Below are 15798 nucleotides of genomic sequence, written 5' to 3'. Positions count from 1 at the left end.
CTGTAAATGCTGCCGCTCGCGCTTGCGAAAAAATACTGCTCCTTGCTGGAAAACCGCCGCCTCGGCTGACCTGGATCAAGGCAAGCGCGTTTGCGTCGGCCATTGGTCGAAGCCGCCCTTACCTGGCGAGCGGGCTTCAATATCATATCGCCACCATCCAACTTTGGATGGGCGTAAAACCTCCTAAAGATCAGGGACTTTGCGCCGATAGCTTGGGCGAACAAGGCAAGCTCTGTCGCCTGCGCGCCGAATCGTCGAATTACAAGAACAGGTCGAGCGGCCGGATCACACGCCCGCAGCAGTGGACCCAAGGAAAACCATGACCAGTACCTCCGCTTCCCGGCAAATGTCCGTTCAAACCAAGATCAACCTGGCGCTGCTGGCGGTGCTGGTATTGATCATGTCGGCCTCCCTGTTCGTTGCCGCCGACGCCGAAAAGAAACTCGTGCTGCAGGTCGTCGAGCAACAGACCAAGGACGCGGCAGACTCCTATTTCGACAGCATCAACACCATGATGCTGACCGGCACCATGGCCCAGCGCGAAGTCCTGCGTAAGAAGGCGCTGGCGCGCCCAGGCGTGATCGACGCCCGCATCATCCGCGGCGAGCCGGTGATCAAGACCTTTGGCCCCGGCTTCGATCACCAGGCGCCGGTCGATGCGCTGGATCGTGCAGCCTTGACCGGCAAGGCCATCGTCAAGGTCACCAAGCAGGACGACGGGCGCCGCGTGCTGACGGTCATCAACCCGATTCTCGCGCACAGCGACTATCGCGGCACCAACTGCCTGGGCTGCCATCAGGTTCCGGAAGACAGCGTCATGGGCGCCGTACGCATCGCCTACGACCTCGACGCACTCGACCAGCAGGTCAACCGCAACCTGCAGCTGCTCGGTGCCGTACAGCTGGTCCTGCTGCTCGCCGGCGTCGCGGTGATGATCTACACCGTGCGCCGGGTGATCATCAGCCGCATCACCGACATGCGCCACACCATGGAAGCCATGACCTGCGACGAGGACCTCAGCCGCAGCGTGACGGTCGGCGCGCACGACGAAATCGGCGCCATGGCAACGGCCTTCAATCGCATGATCGGCAAATTCCGCGGCAGCCTGGAGGCCGTTGCGGCGGTCACCCAGCAGCTCACCGACGTCTCGGGACGGGTTTCCAACGTGGCCGAGAAAACCCTCGGCGCGGTGATGGAACAGCGCAGCGAGACCGACATGGTCGCCTCGGCGATGAACGAGATGAGCGCCACGGTGCAGGAAGTCGCCCGCAACGCCAGCCAGACCGCCACGGCCTCGACCGGCGCGGACAACGAATCCAAGGCCGGCGTGCGTGTTGCGAGCGAGGCGCTCGATGGCATCGACACGTTGATCCAGGACATCGAGAAGGCGGCCGAAGTGGTGCGTCAGCTCGAAGCCGACAGCGCCAGCATCGACACCGTGGTCGGCGTGATCAAGGGCATCGCCGAACAAACCAACCTGCTCGCCCTCAACGCGGCCATCGAAGCGGCCCGCGCCGGCGAGCAGGGGCGTGGCTTTGCCGTGGTCGCCGACGAGGTGCGCACGCTGGCCTCGCGTACGCAGAAGTCGACCGAAGAAATTCAGCACATGATCGAGCAGCTGCAGCAGGGCGTCGGCAATGCCGTACAGGCGATGGTCGCCGCGCAATCGCGTGCGCGCTCCGGCTCGGACTGCGTGGCTCGCGCCGCGCAAAGCCTTGGCGCGATTGCCGACGAGGTGGGCACGATCAACGAGATGAACACGCAGATCGCCACCGCCGCCGAGCAGCAGAGCGCGGTCGCCGAAGAGATCAACCGCAACATCACCACCATCAGCCGGATCGCCGACACTACCTCGGCCGACGCCACGCAGACCTCGCAGATCAGCGAAGAACTGGTGCAGCTGGCCGCCGAGCTCAAGCGCCTGGTCGGCCAGTTCCGCCTCTGAGCCCAGGCGATTGGCGGCCACCCGGACTGCAGGTGGTCGCCAACTCAGGTCTTCTTGATCTGAAACAGTCGGTCGATGCGGCCGGATCGGTGATAATCCGCGCCTAGACGAACGGCCGGCCTTACGTGCACCGCGCCGCCTTTAAGAAGAGCATTCGAAGGTGAACCGCTTCCATGGACCAGACCCCCACGTTCAACCGCGCGCTGGTTGAAAAGTACGACCGCCCCGGCCCGCGCTACACGTCCTACCCGACCGCCCCGCAGTTTCACCAGGCTTTCGCCGCCGATGATTACCGCAACGCCGCACGCGCCAGCAACGAGGCTAGGCCGCCCAAGCCGCTGTCGGTGTACATCCACATCCCGTTCTGCAAGAGCCTGTGCTACTACTGCGCCTGCAACAAGATCATCACCCACAAGACCGAGCGGGCCGCCGAGTACCTCGACTACCTCAAGCGCGAGATTGCCATGCAGGCGGCCCTGTTCGACCGCTCGCGCAAACTGACCCAGTTGCACCTCGGCGGCGGCACGCCGACCTATCTGAGCAGCGAGCAGCTGGCCGACCTGATGGCCACGCTGCACCAGGCGTTCAACATGGACGACAGCGACGATCACGAGTTTTCCCTCGAGGTCGACCCGCGCACCATCAGCCCGCAGCAGATCCAGGAATTGCGCGCACTCGGCTTCAACCGTCTGAGCTTCGGTGTGCAGGATTTCGACGCCAGAGTGCAAGCGGCGGTCAACCGCATCCAGAGCGAGGAACAGACCCGCGAGCTGGTCGAGGCCGCCCGCGCGGCCAAGTTCAAGTCGGTCAGCGTCGACCTGATCTACGGCCTGCCACTGCAGACGGTGGAGAGCTTCGATACGACCCTGGACAAGATCATCGCGCTGCGCCCGGACCGCATCGCCGCCTACAGCTACGCACACCTGCCTGAGCTGGTGCGCGCGCAGAAGCTCATCCGCCCCGAGGACATGCCGCCGCCCGAGCGCAAGCTCGAGCTGCTCGAGCTGACCATTCGCCGACTGACTGCCGCCGGCTACGTCTATATCGGCATGGACCACTTCTCGCTGCCGGATGACGAGCTGGCCCTGGCGCGCGCCAACGGCACGCTGCAACGCAACTTCCAGGGCTACTCGACCCATGCCGACTGCGACCTCATCGGCCTGGGCATCTCTTCGATCGGCAAGGTCGGCGACAGCTACAGCCAGAACGTCAAGGAGCTTTCGCAGTACTACGCGCGCCTGAACGAGGGCCTGCTGCCGGTGCACCGCGGCTATCAGCTGAGCGAGGATGACCGCATCCGTCGCGACGTGATCGTTGCGCTGATGTGCCATGGACGGATCGACTTCGCGGCGATCGAGGCGAGGCACGGCATCCACTTCACCGAGTACTTCGCCGACTCGCTGGCCAAGCTCGACGAGCATGTCGCCGACGGCCTGGTGCGCATCACCGACCAGGCACTGGAGCTCATGCCGCAGGGTCAGCTGATGATGCGTAACGTGGCGATGGCCTTCGACGCCTACCTCGGCGGCGAACAACGAGGCCGTTTCTCGCGGACCGTATGAGGCCGGGCTACCCCGGTGCTCACGCATCGGGGTAGCGACTGCTCCGCTGATCGACCGGGCATTGCCAAAGCGCCAGAGACCTGTATAAATAGCCAGCCCCATTCAGTCGTCGTTGGGGCCTGGCGTCCCCGGTGTCATGCGCGCATCCCTACCGAATCCGTTCTATTACCTCGACAACTTCCAGCAGGTGCTCGACTGGGTGTTCCAGCGCCACGGTGACCTGCTGGACGAGGCCGAGCGCGCCTTTGTCGCGGCCTTTGCCGACCTGCCGAAAGCTTCACGTGCCCTGCTGGTGCGAATGGTCATGCGCAAGGGCGAGCTGTTTCGCGCCAGCAAGCTCGACTACGCCGAGATCGGCTGCCCACACGCCGCAGCCGATCCGCTGGCCGCGCTCGGCTGGCTCGACACCGCACCCTTGTTGAGCGGCGCACAGCTGTTCGCCTTGCTGAACAAAACAGAGCTCTTGCGCGCCTTCGCCCTGACCGGCATGAGCGGGATGCGCAAAAGCGAGCTGTTCGACCATCTGGGCGAAAGGCTGACAGGCGAGCGCGCCTTGGGCGACTGGTGTCCGGCACTTGGCGATCGGGTCTTCCAGCTATGCATCGGCGACTGGTGCGAGCGCCTGCGACTGATGTTCTTTGGCAATCTACGCCAGGACTGGTCTGAATTCGTGCTCGCCGACCTGGGCATCTATCGCTACGAGCAGGTGGATTTTTCCCCGGCCTTTCGCGCCTTTCACCGCCGCGAGGACATCGATGCCTATCTGCATCTGCATCGCTGTCGCGAGGCATTCGAGCGCGGCGAGCCAGTGGCGGACGTGCTGGAAGCGATTCCGCGGGAGGCGTTCACCAATCCCTGGCTCGAAGCACGGCGCGGCAAGCTGCTGCTGCGCCTCGGCCAGCAACTGGAGCGCCAGGGCGAGCTGGCCGGAGCCTTGCGTGTTCACACCGAAAACCCCAATGCGGGCGCGCGCGAACGCGCCATCCGCGTACTCGAGCGTTGCGATCAGCCCGAGGCGGCACTCGAACTTGCCGAGCGCGCGGCCGCCGCGCCGGAGAGCGAACAGGAGGCGCAGCACCTGCAGCGAATCATTCCCCGACTGCAGCGCTGCCTGGGCCGAGCTCCAGCGCCGCGCCAACGACGCACGACCGTCGAGCGGCTGGATCTCAGGCTGGCCCTGGACGGCATCCGCGTCGAGCAAGCGGTGCGCGACCACTTGAGCCAGCCTCAGGCGCCCGTGCATTACGTGGAGAACGCCCTGCTCGGCTCACTGTTCGGCCTGCTCTGCTGGGACGCCCTGTTCGCCCCCCTACCTGGTGCCTTTTTCCACCCCTTCCACTGGGCGCCAGCGGACCTGGACCGGCCGGACTTCTATCAGCGCCGAGCCGCGCTTTTCCGGCAATGCCTGGCGCGTCTGGACACTGATGCCTATCGAAGCTGGATCTGGCGAACCTATCGCGAGAAGTCCGGCATCCACAGCGCTTTCGTGGCGTGGGGCGTAGTCGGCGAACAGCTGCTGGAGCAGGCGCTGACATGCATCGCGCCGCACCATCTCAAGCTGATCTTCCAGCGCATGCTCACCGATGTGCGGAGCAACCGCTCCGGGCTTCCGGACCTGGTGCAGTTCTGGCCGGCCGAGCGACGCTATCGCATGATCGAGGTCAAGGGGCCCGGGGACCGGCTGCAAGACAACCAGCAGCGCTGGATCGAATACGCCCTGCGGCACGAGCTGCCAATCAGCGTCTGCCACGTGACGCGGGCGGACTGAACGTGGCCTACCGCGTCGCGGTGCGTGCGCTGTGCGAATTCAGCGCCAAGGAGGGCGACCTCGACCTTCGCTTCACGCCTTCGCCAACGGCGCAGGAGGGGATTGCCGGGCATCAGCGCGTGACGTCCCGGCGCGCAGCCGGCTATGAGCGCGAAGTCGCCTTGCAGGGCAGCTACCGGAGCCTGACGGTGCGTGGCCGCGCGGACGGCTATGACCCCAAGCGCAATCGCCTCGAAGAGATAAAGACCTACCGCGGCGATCTGGCGCGGCAACCGGCCAATCATCGTCAGCTGCACTGGGCGCAGGCCAGGGTCTACGGCTGGCTGCTGTGCCAGGCTCGCCAGCTACCGGGCGTCGAGCTGGCGCTCGTCTACTTCGACATACTCACCCAGAAGGAGACCACTCTCAGCGAGTATCACGACGCCGATGCGCTGCGTGAATTCTTCGAAACTCAATGCGAGCGTTTTCTCGCCTGGGCCGAGCAGGAGCTGGAACACCGGCAAACACGCGATCGGCTGCTGGCTGCCCTTGGCTTCCCCTACCCCAGCTTTCGCCAGGGCCAACGGCAACTCGCCGAAGCCGTATACAAGTCTGCCTGTACCGCCACGCCCTTGCTGGCGCAGGCTCCGACCGGCATCGGCAAGACGCTCGGCACGCTGTTTCCGCTGCTCAAGGCAATGCCCGGGCAAGCGCTGGACAAGCTGTACTTCCTGGCGGCGAAAACCTCTGGCCGCGCGCTGGCGCTGGACGCACTCGCTCGTCTGGAAAGCGCTCAGGTACCGACCCTGCGCGTGCTGGAGCTGATCGCCCGGGAGAAAAGCTGCGAACACCCGGACAAAGCCTGCCACGGCGAGTCCTGCCCGTTGGCCAGCGGCTTCTACGACCGGCTCCCGGCGGCGCGGCTGGCGGCGGTTCGCCGCGGCTCGCTGTGCCAGGCGACACTGCGCGAGATTGCCCTGGCGCACCAGGTCTGCCCCTACTACCTCAGCCAGGAGATGGCCCGCTGGGCCGACGTGATCGTCGGTGACTACAACTATTACTTCGACCTCAGCGCCCTGCTCCACGGCCTGATGCAGGACAACGAATGGCGCGTCGGCGTGTTGGTGGACGAAGCGCACAACCTGCTCGAACGCGCTCGCGGCATGTACAGTGCCGAGCTCGACCAGCGCATGTTCAGCGGGCTGGCCGGGCAGGCCCCGGCGCCGCTGGCGAAAGCGTTGCGCAGGGTCGGACGCTGCTGGAACGAGGTCCACCGCGAGCAACTGCACGATTACACCGTACTGCCGGCGTTGCCCGCCAAGCTGCTGGCTGCGCTGCAACAGTTGGTTGGAGAGGCCACCGAACTGCTCGGCGAAAAGCCCGATGCACTGGGCATTGAACTGCGCGAGGCCTGTTTCTCGGCGATGCGCTTCTGCCGCATCGCCGAACTCTTCGGCGATCACTCGCTCATCGACTGCACACTGCTCGTCAAGGGCCAGCGGCGGGCGTCGCGCCTGTGCCTGCGCAATGTCGTTCCCGCCCCCTTCCTCGAACCGCGCATAGCTCAGGCATGCTCGACCGTGCTGTTCTCGGCAACCCTGACACCAAGGCACTTCTACCAGGACACGCTCGGTATCCCCGCCGTGCACGCCTGGCTCGACGTCGAGCCACCGTTCCGCGGCGAGCAACTGGCGGTGCATCTTGCACGCGATGTGTCCACGCGCTTTGCCGACCGCCAGGCCTCGCTCGACCCTATCGTCGAGCGCATGGCACGGCAGTACCGGGAACGACCGGGTAATTATCTGGCGTTTTTCAGCAGCTTCGATTACTTGCAGCAGGTCGCCGATCTGTTCTGCCAACTACACGCCGACATTCCCTGCTGGCTGCAGACCCGGCACATGGACGAGACGGCCCGCAGTGCCTTTCTCGAGCGCTTCACCGAAGACGGCCGCGGCATCGGCTTCGCCGTGCTCGGCGGCGCTTTCGCCGAAGGCATCGACCTGCCCGGCACTCGCCTGATCGGCGCGTTCATCGCCACCCTCGGCCTGCCGCAGGTGAACCCGGTCAACGAGCAGATCAGGGCGCGCATGCAAAAACGCTTCGGCGCCGGCTATGACTACGCCTACTTCTTCCCGGGCATGCAGAAGGTGATCCAGGCGGCCGGCCGAGTGATCCGCACGCCCGAAGATAGCGGCGTGATCCACCTGATCGACGACCGCTTCGCCCAAGCAAGAAGCCTGCGCCTGCTGCCGTCGTGGTGGCTGATCGATTGAGTACGAACGCTGCGACAGCAACCGCGAACAGAGGAAGGCTGCGCATAGGGCAAAACGACGCTCGACGCGCGCCGAGCACAAGGCTCTCAGGCGAAGCATGCGGAATCTTGCAGGGGTATTGGTGCCCGGAGCGGGGGTCGAACCCGCATATCCTTTCGGACGAGGGATTTTAAGTCCCTTGCGTATACCAATTTCGCCATCCGGGCGGGATGCGTGGTGGGCGCAGGACTATAACCAGCCTCCCTCGCAGGCGCAACCGGCGAGGCAGAACGGGTATGGCTTTCGCTTGGCAGTCGGCAGCGCCGGCTTCGGGGCGCTTTTTCGGTAAACGATCGAGCCCTTCTTTTTTGTCCTCAGATACAACATCTGCTATGTTTGCATCCATGGACACACAGGAACGGCACATGTCAGCGATTTTACAACCAGCGACCTTTTCCAAAGACCAGTGCGCGGCCGGTCTTCGGGCCGCGCTGAACGTACTCGAGAAATGGCAGGCCTCCACCGAACAGGCCTGCAGCATCCTGCGCATTTCCCGCAGCACCTATGCAAGGGCCCGGGCGGACAATCGAGACTGGTCGGTCAGTCTCGATCCGGATCAGCTGCAGCGCATCAGCTTCATCCTCAATATCCACGCCGCGTTGCGACTGATCTTCGACAATCCGGACAACGTCTACGGCTTTCCCCGGCTGCCGAACCATAACGAGTTCTTCAATGGGCGCTCTCCACTCGAGGTCATGGCCCAGGGTGACATGATCTCCCTGTATGAGGCATTTAGACGTATCGACAGCCTGCGCGGTGCCCAGTGGTAGCGCCGCACCAGCTGCGGCGCAAAGGCCCTGCGCAGCGGCAAGCCTATCGGCTGGTCAACTCGAAGTTTCCTCCGATCTCGCTTTTCGATGACGTTGCCGACGCGGATGAGTTCGAAACGCTGTTTCAACTACAGGCGCTGACCAACCCTCGGCTGCGTAACGAGATCGGCCAGCTCGAGCTGATTCCGCGCCAGGAGATTCCTTTCGGTATTCCTGGCTGTTCTTATGCGACGGCGCCCTTTACGCACGTCAACCCGGCGGGTTCGCGGTTCAGCGACGGCACCTATGGCGTGCTCTACCTGGCCGATACCATGGAGACGGCCATCGCCGAAGTGCGCTACCACCAGGATCGTTATTGGTCAGCAGTCGATGGGCTGAGCTACGAGCGCTTCGTCTTTCGCGGGCTGTCCTGCCAGTTCGGTGAAGCCGGCATGCTCGATGCCACCGCCCTGCCCGTCAGCGACCCGATCTATGACCCGGACGACTATACCGACGCCCGGCTGCTCGGCCGGCGGGCCAGGCAGGAGGGTTGCCCGGGCCTGTTTTATCACTCGGTGCGCCATCCGGGGCACGCTTGCTGGGCGCTAATGACGCCGCGACCGGTGACAGCCATCATTCAGGCTGCCCACTACGAAATGGTATGGAATGGACGCATTTGCAGCGTGAGTGCGATCAGCGCCATTTGACTACAGGCCGGCAAGCTGCCCGCGCTGGCGCTTGGCCTCTATGGATTCAGTCGTTGCGCATGCGCGGATGGCGCAAAAAGGCCACGCCTGCCGGCAAGGCAGTGGCGACCACGCCCAGGCCCAGTGCGGTAATCGCGGCTTGCAGGCCAAAATGATCAGCCAGCCAGCCCGCGCCTAGCAGTGGCGCGATGCTGCCGACATAGCCGCTGACCAGATAGGTGGAGATCAATCCGGCGCGCTGCGCCGGGCTGGCGATGCGGTTGACCATGCTGATGCCGGCCAGCAGGCACAGGCCGTGGCCAACGGCGGCAGCGAGCACCCCAACGGCGAACAGCGCCACCGACATCGCCTGGAAATTGAATACCAGCAAGGCGTTGCTCAGTACCACGGCGAGCAAACCGAGCGAGCCGCACCAATGCAGGCTCAGGCGGGCGCTGAGCAGCTGGACCGCAGCCGACATCATCAGGATCACTCCGATTGAGCAACCGCTGACAGCAGGGCCATGCCAGGGCAGCATCTTGTCGATGAACAGCGGCGACATCGAGGCGTACAAGCCAAACACACCAAACGCGAAGAACGGGCAGCAACAGGTCAGGACAAAGGCAAAGGTATCGCGACGTTCCGGCCAGGTCAGCCTCGGCGCCAGTGCCTGCCAACGAAACGCTGCGGCAGCACCAGGCTCATTCGTATGCACTTTGAGCAGACCGTAAATAGCCAACACCCCGAGCAGCAGGGTCGGAATGTAGGTCGTGACAAGCGGCTGCGGCAGCCATTGTGCCGTCAGGCCGCCGCTGATCGGCCCGAGCCCGAAGCCAAAGGCGAGGAGAAAGCTGGTCAGCGTGGAAACGTACTGAGGGCTGCGCGTGCGCAAGACCTGCATCAACCCTACCGAGGCACTGGTGACGATGAGGCTCGACGACAGGCCCACAGCGAAGCGAGCGGCGCCAAGTGCGCCCAGATCCCATGACAGCATCGACAGCAGCGTGCCGCCCCAGCCCAGCGCCAGCCCGAAAAGCATGACCGGGCGAAAACCCTGGGAATCGGCCAGGCGCCCCATGAACAGCAGCCCTACCAGCGCGCCGAGCATGTAGACGATATAGAGCAGCGACACCTCACTGGTGCGCAGCGACCACAGCGTCTGATAGAGCGGGTACAAGGGCGAAATCAGTGCGGTCCCCATGACGCCGACGCACATGGCGAAACACACCCAGGGAACCGCAGACCACTTCAATCGCATTGTTTTGCCTACCTGCCATCGATATCCGGCAAGCCAGGCAATGTTGCCTAAGTCAGAACGACTCTTGACCGAATGGACGAGAAACCGCACAGCTTACCGATCACCGGGCACGCCGCCCATAGCCGATGTGCGCAGATATCCGCCCAGCCGCGATCAGGCTTCGCAGGGAAGCCGTTCGTCCTCGGGAATCTCTTCGGTCACGTAGACCAGCCAATGCCCGGGTGCTTCGGCTTCCATCCGCAAACCGAAGTAGAGCGCATCGTGCTCGTCCCAGAACTGCTCGACCTCTTCTCGCGTGGCGCGCGACAGCAGCGTCTGGTCACGCGCCTCGAGAATGATGGAGTAACGCTCAACGGTCATGGCTATTCATCCTGTGCGATGCACTCGCGGGGACTGGCATTATGCCAGCGCCACGCCCCGGCAAATGCCCGCTTATCGGCCGGCTAGAGCCTGGCGACGAACGTCACGCGGCTCTCGCACAACAAAGCCGCTGCGAATGGAGGCGTCCGCATCAGCAGAATCGCCAGCGCCGCCCCGGTCGTCCAGGGTTACGCCAGAGCCAGGCGGAACTCAGCCACTCCGGCCAGGCCACGATCCGGATTGGTAGCGGTCCCGAGCCCGAGGATCATCCCCGGTGAGCCTGGGCCCAGGGCCCGAAAAAGCTGCATCGAGCCGAAGCCGGTAGCCGCCCGTGACAGCCAGCATCTGGCGAATTCGAGGGACTGCGCGATCACCACCCGCTCGCCCCATCGGCGCCATTCACCGGCCAAACAGCACCGGCCCAAGGAACCCGAGGCATGTATGTACGGCCTGAGGCAGAAAGCCTGAGAGGAGCAGCTGCGCATGTCCGATACGACGACTTACCTGGCCATCGCCGGTGCTGTGCTGGTGATCGTCCTCGATCTTCTGGCCATCATCAGCGTATTCAAGAGCGAACGCAGTGTCGGCTCGAAAGCCATATGGGCACTGGGCATCGCCCTGTTTCCGCTGCTCGGCCTATTGTTCTGGCTGATAGTTGGCGTGCGCCGCTTGCGCTGAGGCACTTTAGCGCCAGAAACAAAAAACCCCGCAGATTCATCATCTGCGGGGCTCTTGATATGGAGGCCGATGTCGGAATCGAACCGGCGTACACGGATTTGCAATCCGCTGCATAACCACTCTGCCAACCGGCCTCAAAACGCACACGCCGCATCTAAACTGCGGCGCGCCTTAAACTGGAGCGGGAAACGAGACTCGAACTCGCGACCCCGACCTTGGCAAGGTCGTGCTCTACCAACTGAGCTATTCCCGCGTTGTCGTGTTGACGGGCGCCATTGTAGCGCTCCGCAAAGCCTCGTCAAGCCCTTGATTAAAAAAAGTTTATTTATTCTCGGAGGGGCTCAGATGCGGCCAGGCCGCTACCAGGTAGTTGACCATCGACCAGAGCGTCAACGCCGCGGCGACGATCAACAACGCGTACCCCAGGCCGACCCAGACGGTAAGGGCTGGCGGGTTGGCCAGCAGGATGACGAGCGCCACCATCTGCGCTGCCGTCTTCCATTTTCCAAGGCTGGAAACCGCCACCTGCGCACGGGCGCCGAGTTCGGCCATCCACTCACGCAACGCCGATACGACGATTTCCCGCCCGATGATGATCGCCGCAGGCAGAGTCAGCCACAGGTTCGCATGCTCGCCCACGAGCAACACCAGCGCCACAGCCACCATGAGCTTGTCGGCCACCGGATCGAGAAAGGCGCCGAACGGCGTACTCTGCTGCAGCCGGCGCGCCAAATAACCGTCGAGCCAGTCGGTCAGCGCAGCCACGGTAAATACCGCGCTTGCCGCCAGATAACTCCAGTGAAACGGCAGATAGAACAGCAGTATGAAGAAGGGAATCAGCAGTACACGCAGTACGGTGAGCAGGTTTGGAATATTCATCGGTACCACTGAGCTGCGGAAAAGACGTTGATTCTACTCACTGTGCAACGCAGCATAAATCGACTCGGCGAGCTTTTTGCTGATGCTCGGTGCCTTGGAAATCTCGTCGACACTGGCTCTGCACAATTCCTGCAGACCGCCAAAATGCTTGAGCAGTTCTCGCCGCCGCTTCGGACCGATCCCCGGCACGTCTTCGAGGCTGGAGGTCCGCCGCGCCTTGCCTCGCCGAGCCCGGTGCCCAGTGATCGCGAAGCGATGCGCCTCGTCACGAATCTGCTGGATCAGGTGCAGTGCCGGTGAGTCGCCCGGCAGGGTGAATTCGTGAGCCACATCGTTCAAGTAAAGCGTCTCGAAGCCAGGCTTGCGAGTGACGCCCTTGGCCACGCCGAGCAGGATCCGGTCGGACAGAGAAAGCTCGGCCAATACCTCGCGCGCCATATTGAGCTGGCCCTTGCCGCCATCCACCAGCAGGATATCCGGCCGCTTGCCCTCTCCCTCGGCCACCTTGCGAAAGCGCCGCGACAACGCCTGATGCATCGCCGCATAGTCATCGCCCGCCGTTACGCCTTCGATGTTGAACCGTCGGTAGTCGGACTTGAGCGGCCCCTCCGGGCCGAATACCACGCAGGAGGCCACCGTGGCCTCGCCACTGGAATGGCTGATGTCGAAGCACTCCAGGCGCTGTGGAGGCTCGTCCAGCCCGAGTGCATCGGCCAGCGCCTCGAAGCGTGCCGAAAGGTGCTGACGGTTGGCCAGCCGGGCAGTCAGTGCCTGCTCGGCATTGGTCAGCGCCATCTGCTGCCAGCGCGCTCGCGTTCCTCTGACGCGCTGCACGATGCTCAGCTCGGCGCCACGTAGCTCGGCGATAGCCGCAATGAACGTCGGATAATCCTCATGGGCGGCGTTGACGATCAGCTCGCCTGGCAAATCGCGTTCGGCGGAGCCCAGATAATATTGCTCCAGGAATGCCAGCAACACGTCAGCGACGCTCTCCTCGATCGCCACCTGCGGAAAGAAATTCTTGCTTCCGAGCACTCGCCCGCCCCGCACGCTGATCAGGTGTACGCAAGCCCCGCCGGGGCTGACACTGGCCGCAACGATGTCGACATTGCCGGTGCCGCCCTCGATGTTCTGTTGATCCTGGACACGGCGCAAAATGCCGATCTGGTCGCGAATCTGCGCAGCGCGCTCAAAATCCAGCGCCAGCGCCGCCTGCTCCATGTTGCGCGAAAGCTCCTCGGCCAGCGCATTGCTGCGCCCCTCGAGAAACATCACCGAGTGCCTGACGTCCTCGGCATATTCTTCCGGGGCGACGAGATTCACGCAGGGCGCCTTGCAACGCTTGATCTGGTACTGCAGGCAGGGCCGCGTGCGATTGCGGAAATAGCTGTCTTCGCACTGGCGCACCAGGAATGCCTTCTGCAACAGCCCAAGGCTCTCGCGAATCGCGCCGGCACTGGGATAGGGCCCGAAATAGCGGCCCGGCTCCTTCTTCGCGCCGCGATGAATGCTCAAGCGCGGGTATTTACCTGCAGAAAGAAATACATAGGGATAGGATTTGTCGTCACGCAGCAGGATGTTGTACGGCGGCCGCCACTGCTTGATGAGCGTCTGCTCGAGCAGCAGCGCCTCGGTTTCATTGCCAGTGATGGTCGTCTCGACCTGGGCGATCTTCGCAACCAGCGCAGCCGTCTTGGGCGCCTGGCCGGTCTTGCGGAAATAGCTCGCCAGTCGCTTCTTGAGATTCTTTGCCTTGCCGACATAGAGCAGCTTGCCGTCGGCATCCAGCATTCGATAAACGCCCGGTCGCCCGCTGCAGGCGGCCAGGAAGGCTGAAGCATCGAACCGCTCGGACATCAGTTGACGGTGTCGACCATGCCGTGGCGGACGGCCAGCAGCGCCAGCTCCACATCACTACTGATCGCCAGTTTCTCGAAGATGCGGTAGCGATAGGTGTTCACGGTTTTGGGAGAAAGACAGAGCTTGTCGGAAATGGCCTGGACCTTCTGGCAGTTGGCAATCATCAGCGCGATCTGGATCTCACGCTCGGAGAGCAGGTCGAACGGCGAAGCACTGGTCTGCGGTTGGAACGACTTGAGCGCCAGCTGCTGAGCGATCTGCGGGCTGATGTAGCGCTGGCCGGCGAACACCATGCGAATAGCCCTGACCATCTCGTCAAGCGCTGCGCCCTTGGTCAGATATCCAGCGGCACCCGCCTGCAGCAGACGGGTGGGGAAAGGGTCCTCTTCACAGATGGTGACCGCGATGACCTTCAGGTCCGGATTGCTACGCAGTAGCTTGCGAGTGGCTTCCAGGCCGCCGATGCCAGGCATTTTCAGGTCCATCAGGACCACGTCCGGTTTGAGCTCGCGCGCCCGGCGAATGGCCTCCTCGCCGGAGTCCGCTTGACCGACCACATAGAGGCCATCGATATCGGACAACATACGGGTAATACCAGTACGCACCAGATCGTGGTCGTCGACCACCAGCACTCTAATCAAGCAGAACACCTCGTCAATCAGAACCAAAGCTGGCTGGCTACTGGCTTTTTCGTAGGCCGCGAACTTTAGCAAAAAACATCGGCCGCCACCTGCGCCCTGGCGACGCAAGCACACGCCGCCCGTCCGGGAATTGCGCGGCGCAATAACCACTGCGAGCCGTCAGGCATGGGCGATCTCCTACACAATTGCGCCTGTAGGAAATTCGCTCAACAACCATAGCTCAGCCGACAGACGGCACGAAGCACACGCCGAACAAGACGAGCGGCATTTGTGCCGAACCGGGCGGTGACTTGGTCAACGGTTATGCATCGCAGCACGTGCCAGGCCGTACGGCGGGCAAAGATAGCACAATGCCATGCAGTAGCCGCCTGTTCGAGGAAGCGGGAGTGGTCAGCTCTCGAGCTGGCTCCACAGGGCAGGCGCACCAGCGGCCTTTTCGATTGCCGCAAGGCGTGCCACGTGGGCGGCGAGTTCCTGTTCGCTGGCTGCCAGCACGGTCGTGCGCTGACGATCAGCCGGCAGACGACGGATCGGGCTGGGCTGGGGACGACCGCCGGCATTGTCCGCACCATCCCCAGCCAGGGACAGGTTGGTCTGCCCGCCAGTCATGGTCAGCCAGACGTCGGCAAGAATCTCGGCGTCCAACAAGGCGCCGTGCAGATCGCGGCCGGAGTTATCGACCCCATAGCGCTTGCACAGCGCGTCGAGGCTGTTGCGCTGGCCCGGGTGCCGCTCACGCGCCATCAACAGGGTATCGAGCACCGTGCAGTGGTCGGTGATCTCGGCGCGGTCACGCTGCCCGAGCAAGGCGAACTCGTTGTTGATGAAGCCGATATCGAACGCCGCGTTGTGAATCACCAGCTGCGCGTCGCGGATGAATTCGAAGAACTCGTCGGCGACATCACGGAAGCGCGGCTTGTCAGCGAGAAACTCGTTGGTGATCCCGTGAACCGCCACTGCGCCCTCATCGACCTCGCGATCAGGCTGCAGATAGACATGGAAATGCCGCCCGGTAAGACGCCGGCCGATCACCTCGACGCAGCCGATTTCAATCACACGGTGACCATCGGTCACCGGCATGCCTGTCGTTTCGGTATCCAGAACTACGCTGCGCATCGGTC

13 protein-coding genes and 3 tRNA genes are annotated in these 15798 nt (G+C 63.4%); 7 read left to right on the top strand and 9 right to left on the bottom strand.

What is annotated here, in order from left to right; translation table 11 throughout:
- The first annotated feature begins 319 nt into the window (after positions 1 to 319).
- The 4 genes from AC0KXH_RS08835 (at position 320) to AC0KXH_RS08820 (ending at position 7527) form a co-directional block, all read left to right on the top strand.
- The gene (locus AC0KXH_RS08835; RefSeq protein WP_488224514.1) at positions 320 to 1945 is read left to right on the top strand and encodes a methyl-accepting chemotaxis protein; all 1626 of its coding nucleotides are present in this window, start codon (positions 320 to 322) and stop codon (positions 1943 to 1945) included.
- A 173-nt stretch (positions 1946 to 2118) separates the two neighbouring features.
- Entirely contained in the window at positions 2119 to 3507 is a 1389-nt protein-coding gene (gene hemN, locus AC0KXH_RS08830) for an oxygen-independent coproporphyrinogen III oxidase (protein WP_212543173.1), read from the top strand.
- Positions 3508 to 3643: 136 nt separating this feature from the next.
- A complete protein-coding gene (locus tag AC0KXH_RS08825) occupies positions 3644 to 5275 on the top strand; it encodes a VRR-NUC domain-containing protein (RefSeq protein WP_488224513.1) in 1632 nt (543 codons plus the stop codon).
- Between the two features lie 2 nt (positions 5276 to 5277).
- Positions 5278 to 7527 (top strand): ATP-dependent DNA helicase, encoded by a 2250-nt coding sequence (locus AC0KXH_RS08820; protein WP_488224512.1) that lies wholly within the window; start codon positions 5278 to 5280, stop codon positions 7525 to 7527.
- 119 nt (positions 7528 to 7646) lie between these two features.
- On the opposite strand, the gene AC0KXH_RS08815 is transcribed toward AC0KXH_RS08820, so the two are convergent.
- A tRNA-Leu gene (locus tag AC0KXH_RS08815) sits at positions 7647 to 7733 on the bottom strand.
- A gap of 198 nt (positions 7734 to 7931) precedes the next feature.
- Here AC0KXH_RS08815 and AC0KXH_RS08810 point away from each other — a divergent pair.
- The gene (locus AC0KXH_RS08810) at positions 7932 to 8336 is read left to right on the top strand and encodes an antitoxin Xre-like helix-turn-helix domain-containing protein (protein WP_488224511.1); all 405 of its coding nucleotides are present in this window, start codon (positions 7932 to 7934) and stop codon (positions 8334 to 8336) included.
- Positions 8330 to 9022: an RES family NAD+ phosphorylase gene (locus AC0KXH_RS08805; protein ID WP_061339595.1), complete on the top strand. Its 693-nt coding sequence runs from the start codon at positions 8330 to 8332 to the stop codon at positions 9020 to 9022. The genes AC0KXH_RS08810 and AC0KXH_RS08805 overlap by 7 nt, the downstream gene beginning before the upstream one ends.
- Before the next feature lie 46 nt (positions 9023 to 9068).
- Here the strand turns inward: AC0KXH_RS08805 and AC0KXH_RS08800 are convergent, their stop codons facing one another.
- Positions 9069 to 10259: an MFS transporter gene (locus AC0KXH_RS08800; protein ID WP_488224510.1), complete on the bottom strand. Its 1191-nt coding sequence runs from the start codon at positions 10257 to 10259 to the stop codon at positions 9069 to 9071.
- Positions 10260 to 10412: 153 nt separating this feature from the next.
- Positions 10413 to 10619, bottom strand: coding sequence for a hypothetical protein (locus tag AC0KXH_RS08795; protein WP_041105441.1), 207 nt, complete (start codon positions 10617 to 10619; stop codon positions 10413 to 10415).
- A gap of 483 nt (positions 10620 to 11102) precedes the next feature.
- On the opposite strand from AC0KXH_RS08795, the gene AC0KXH_RS08790 reads away from it, so the two are divergent.
- Entirely contained in the window at positions 11103 to 11297 is a 195-nt protein-coding gene (locus AC0KXH_RS08790) for a PLDc N-terminal domain-containing protein (RefSeq protein WP_165563517.1), read from the top strand.
- Between the two features lie 60 nt (positions 11298 to 11357).
- Here the strand turns inward: AC0KXH_RS08790 and AC0KXH_RS08785 are convergent.
- From AC0KXH_RS08785 to dnaQ, 6 genes are all read right to left on the bottom strand, one after another.
- A tRNA-Cys gene (locus AC0KXH_RS08785) sits at positions 11358 to 11431 on the bottom strand.
- Positions 11432 to 11474: 43 nt separating this feature from the next.
- Positions 11475 to 11550, bottom strand: a tRNA-Gly gene (locus tag AC0KXH_RS08780).
- A gap of 68 nt (positions 11551 to 11618) precedes the next feature.
- On the bottom strand, positions 11619 to 12176 hold the full coding sequence (gene pgsA / locus AC0KXH_RS08775) for a CDP-diacylglycerol--glycerol-3-phosphate 3-phosphatidyltransferase (RefSeq protein WP_043219927.1): 558 nt from the start codon (positions 12174 to 12176) through the stop codon (positions 11619 to 11621).
- Positions 12177 to 12209: 33 nt separating this feature from the next.
- Positions 12210 to 14033 (bottom strand): excinuclease ABC subunit UvrC, encoded by a 1824-nt coding sequence (uvrC, locus tag AC0KXH_RS08770; protein ID WP_488224509.1) that lies wholly within the window; start codon positions 14031 to 14033, stop codon positions 12210 to 12212.
- Positions 14033 to 14677: a response regulator transcription factor GacA gene (gene gacA / locus AC0KXH_RS08765; RefSeq protein ID WP_041105885.1), complete on the bottom strand. Its 645-nt coding sequence runs from the start codon at positions 14675 to 14677 to the stop codon at positions 14033 to 14035. Before gacA ends, uvrC begins: the two co-directional genes overlap by 1 nt.
- 390 nt (positions 14678 to 15067) lie before the next feature.
- Positions 15068 to 15793: a DNA polymerase III subunit epsilon gene (gene dnaQ, locus AC0KXH_RS08760; RefSeq protein ID WP_041105769.1), complete on the bottom strand. Its 726-nt coding sequence runs from the start codon at positions 15791 to 15793 to the stop codon at positions 15068 to 15070.
- Between the last annotated feature and the right edge of the window lie 5 nt (positions 15794 to 15798).

The sequence above is a fragment of the Stutzerimonas sp. CXK-1 genome, assembly GCF_057738225.1.
The sequence above is the reverse complement of the archived record's forward strand: the minus strand, read 5'-3'. Positions and strand labels throughout refer to the sequence as shown.

Excerpts from the sequence above, each read along its gene's own strand:
- hemN (WP_212543173.1), top strand. The coding sequence starts at position 2,119 with ATGGACCAGACCCCCACGTTCAACCGCGCGCTGGTTGAAAAGTACGAC.
- dnaQ (WP_041105769.1), bottom strand. The coding sequence starts at position 15,793 with ATGCGCAGCGTAGTTCTGGATACCGAAACGACAGGCATGCCGGTGACC.
- AC0KXH_RS08800 (WP_488224510.1), bottom strand. The coding sequence starts at position 10,259 with ATGCGATTGAAGTGGTCTGCGGTTCCCTGGGTGTGTTTCGCCATGTGC.
- AC0KXH_RS08795 (WP_041105441.1), bottom strand. The coding sequence starts at position 10,619 with ATGACCGTTGAGCGTTACTCCATCATTCTCGAGGCGCGTGACCAGACG.
- pgsA (WP_043219927.1), bottom strand. The coding sequence starts at position 12,176 with ATGAATATTCCAAACCTGCTCACCGTACTGCGTGTACTGCTGATTCCC.
- AC0KXH_RS08835 (WP_488224514.1), top strand. The coding sequence starts at position 320 with ATGACCAGTACCTCCGCTTCCCGGCAAATGTCCGTTCAAACCAAGATC.
- AC0KXH_RS08790 (WP_165563517.1), top strand. The coding sequence starts at position 11,103 with ATGTCCGATACGACGACTTACCTGGCCATCGCCGGTGCTGTGCTGGTG.
- AC0KXH_RS08810 (WP_488224511.1), top strand. The coding sequence starts at position 7,932 with ATGTCAGCGATTTTACAACCAGCGACCTTTTCCAAAGACCAGTGCGCG.
- uvrC (WP_488224509.1), bottom strand. The coding sequence starts at position 14,033 with ATGTCCGAGCGGTTCGATGCTTCAGCCTTCCTGGCCGCCTGCAGCGGG.
- AC0KXH_RS08825 (WP_488224513.1), top strand. The coding sequence starts at position 3,644 with ATGCGCGCATCCCTACCGAATCCGTTCTATTACCTCGACAACTTCCAG.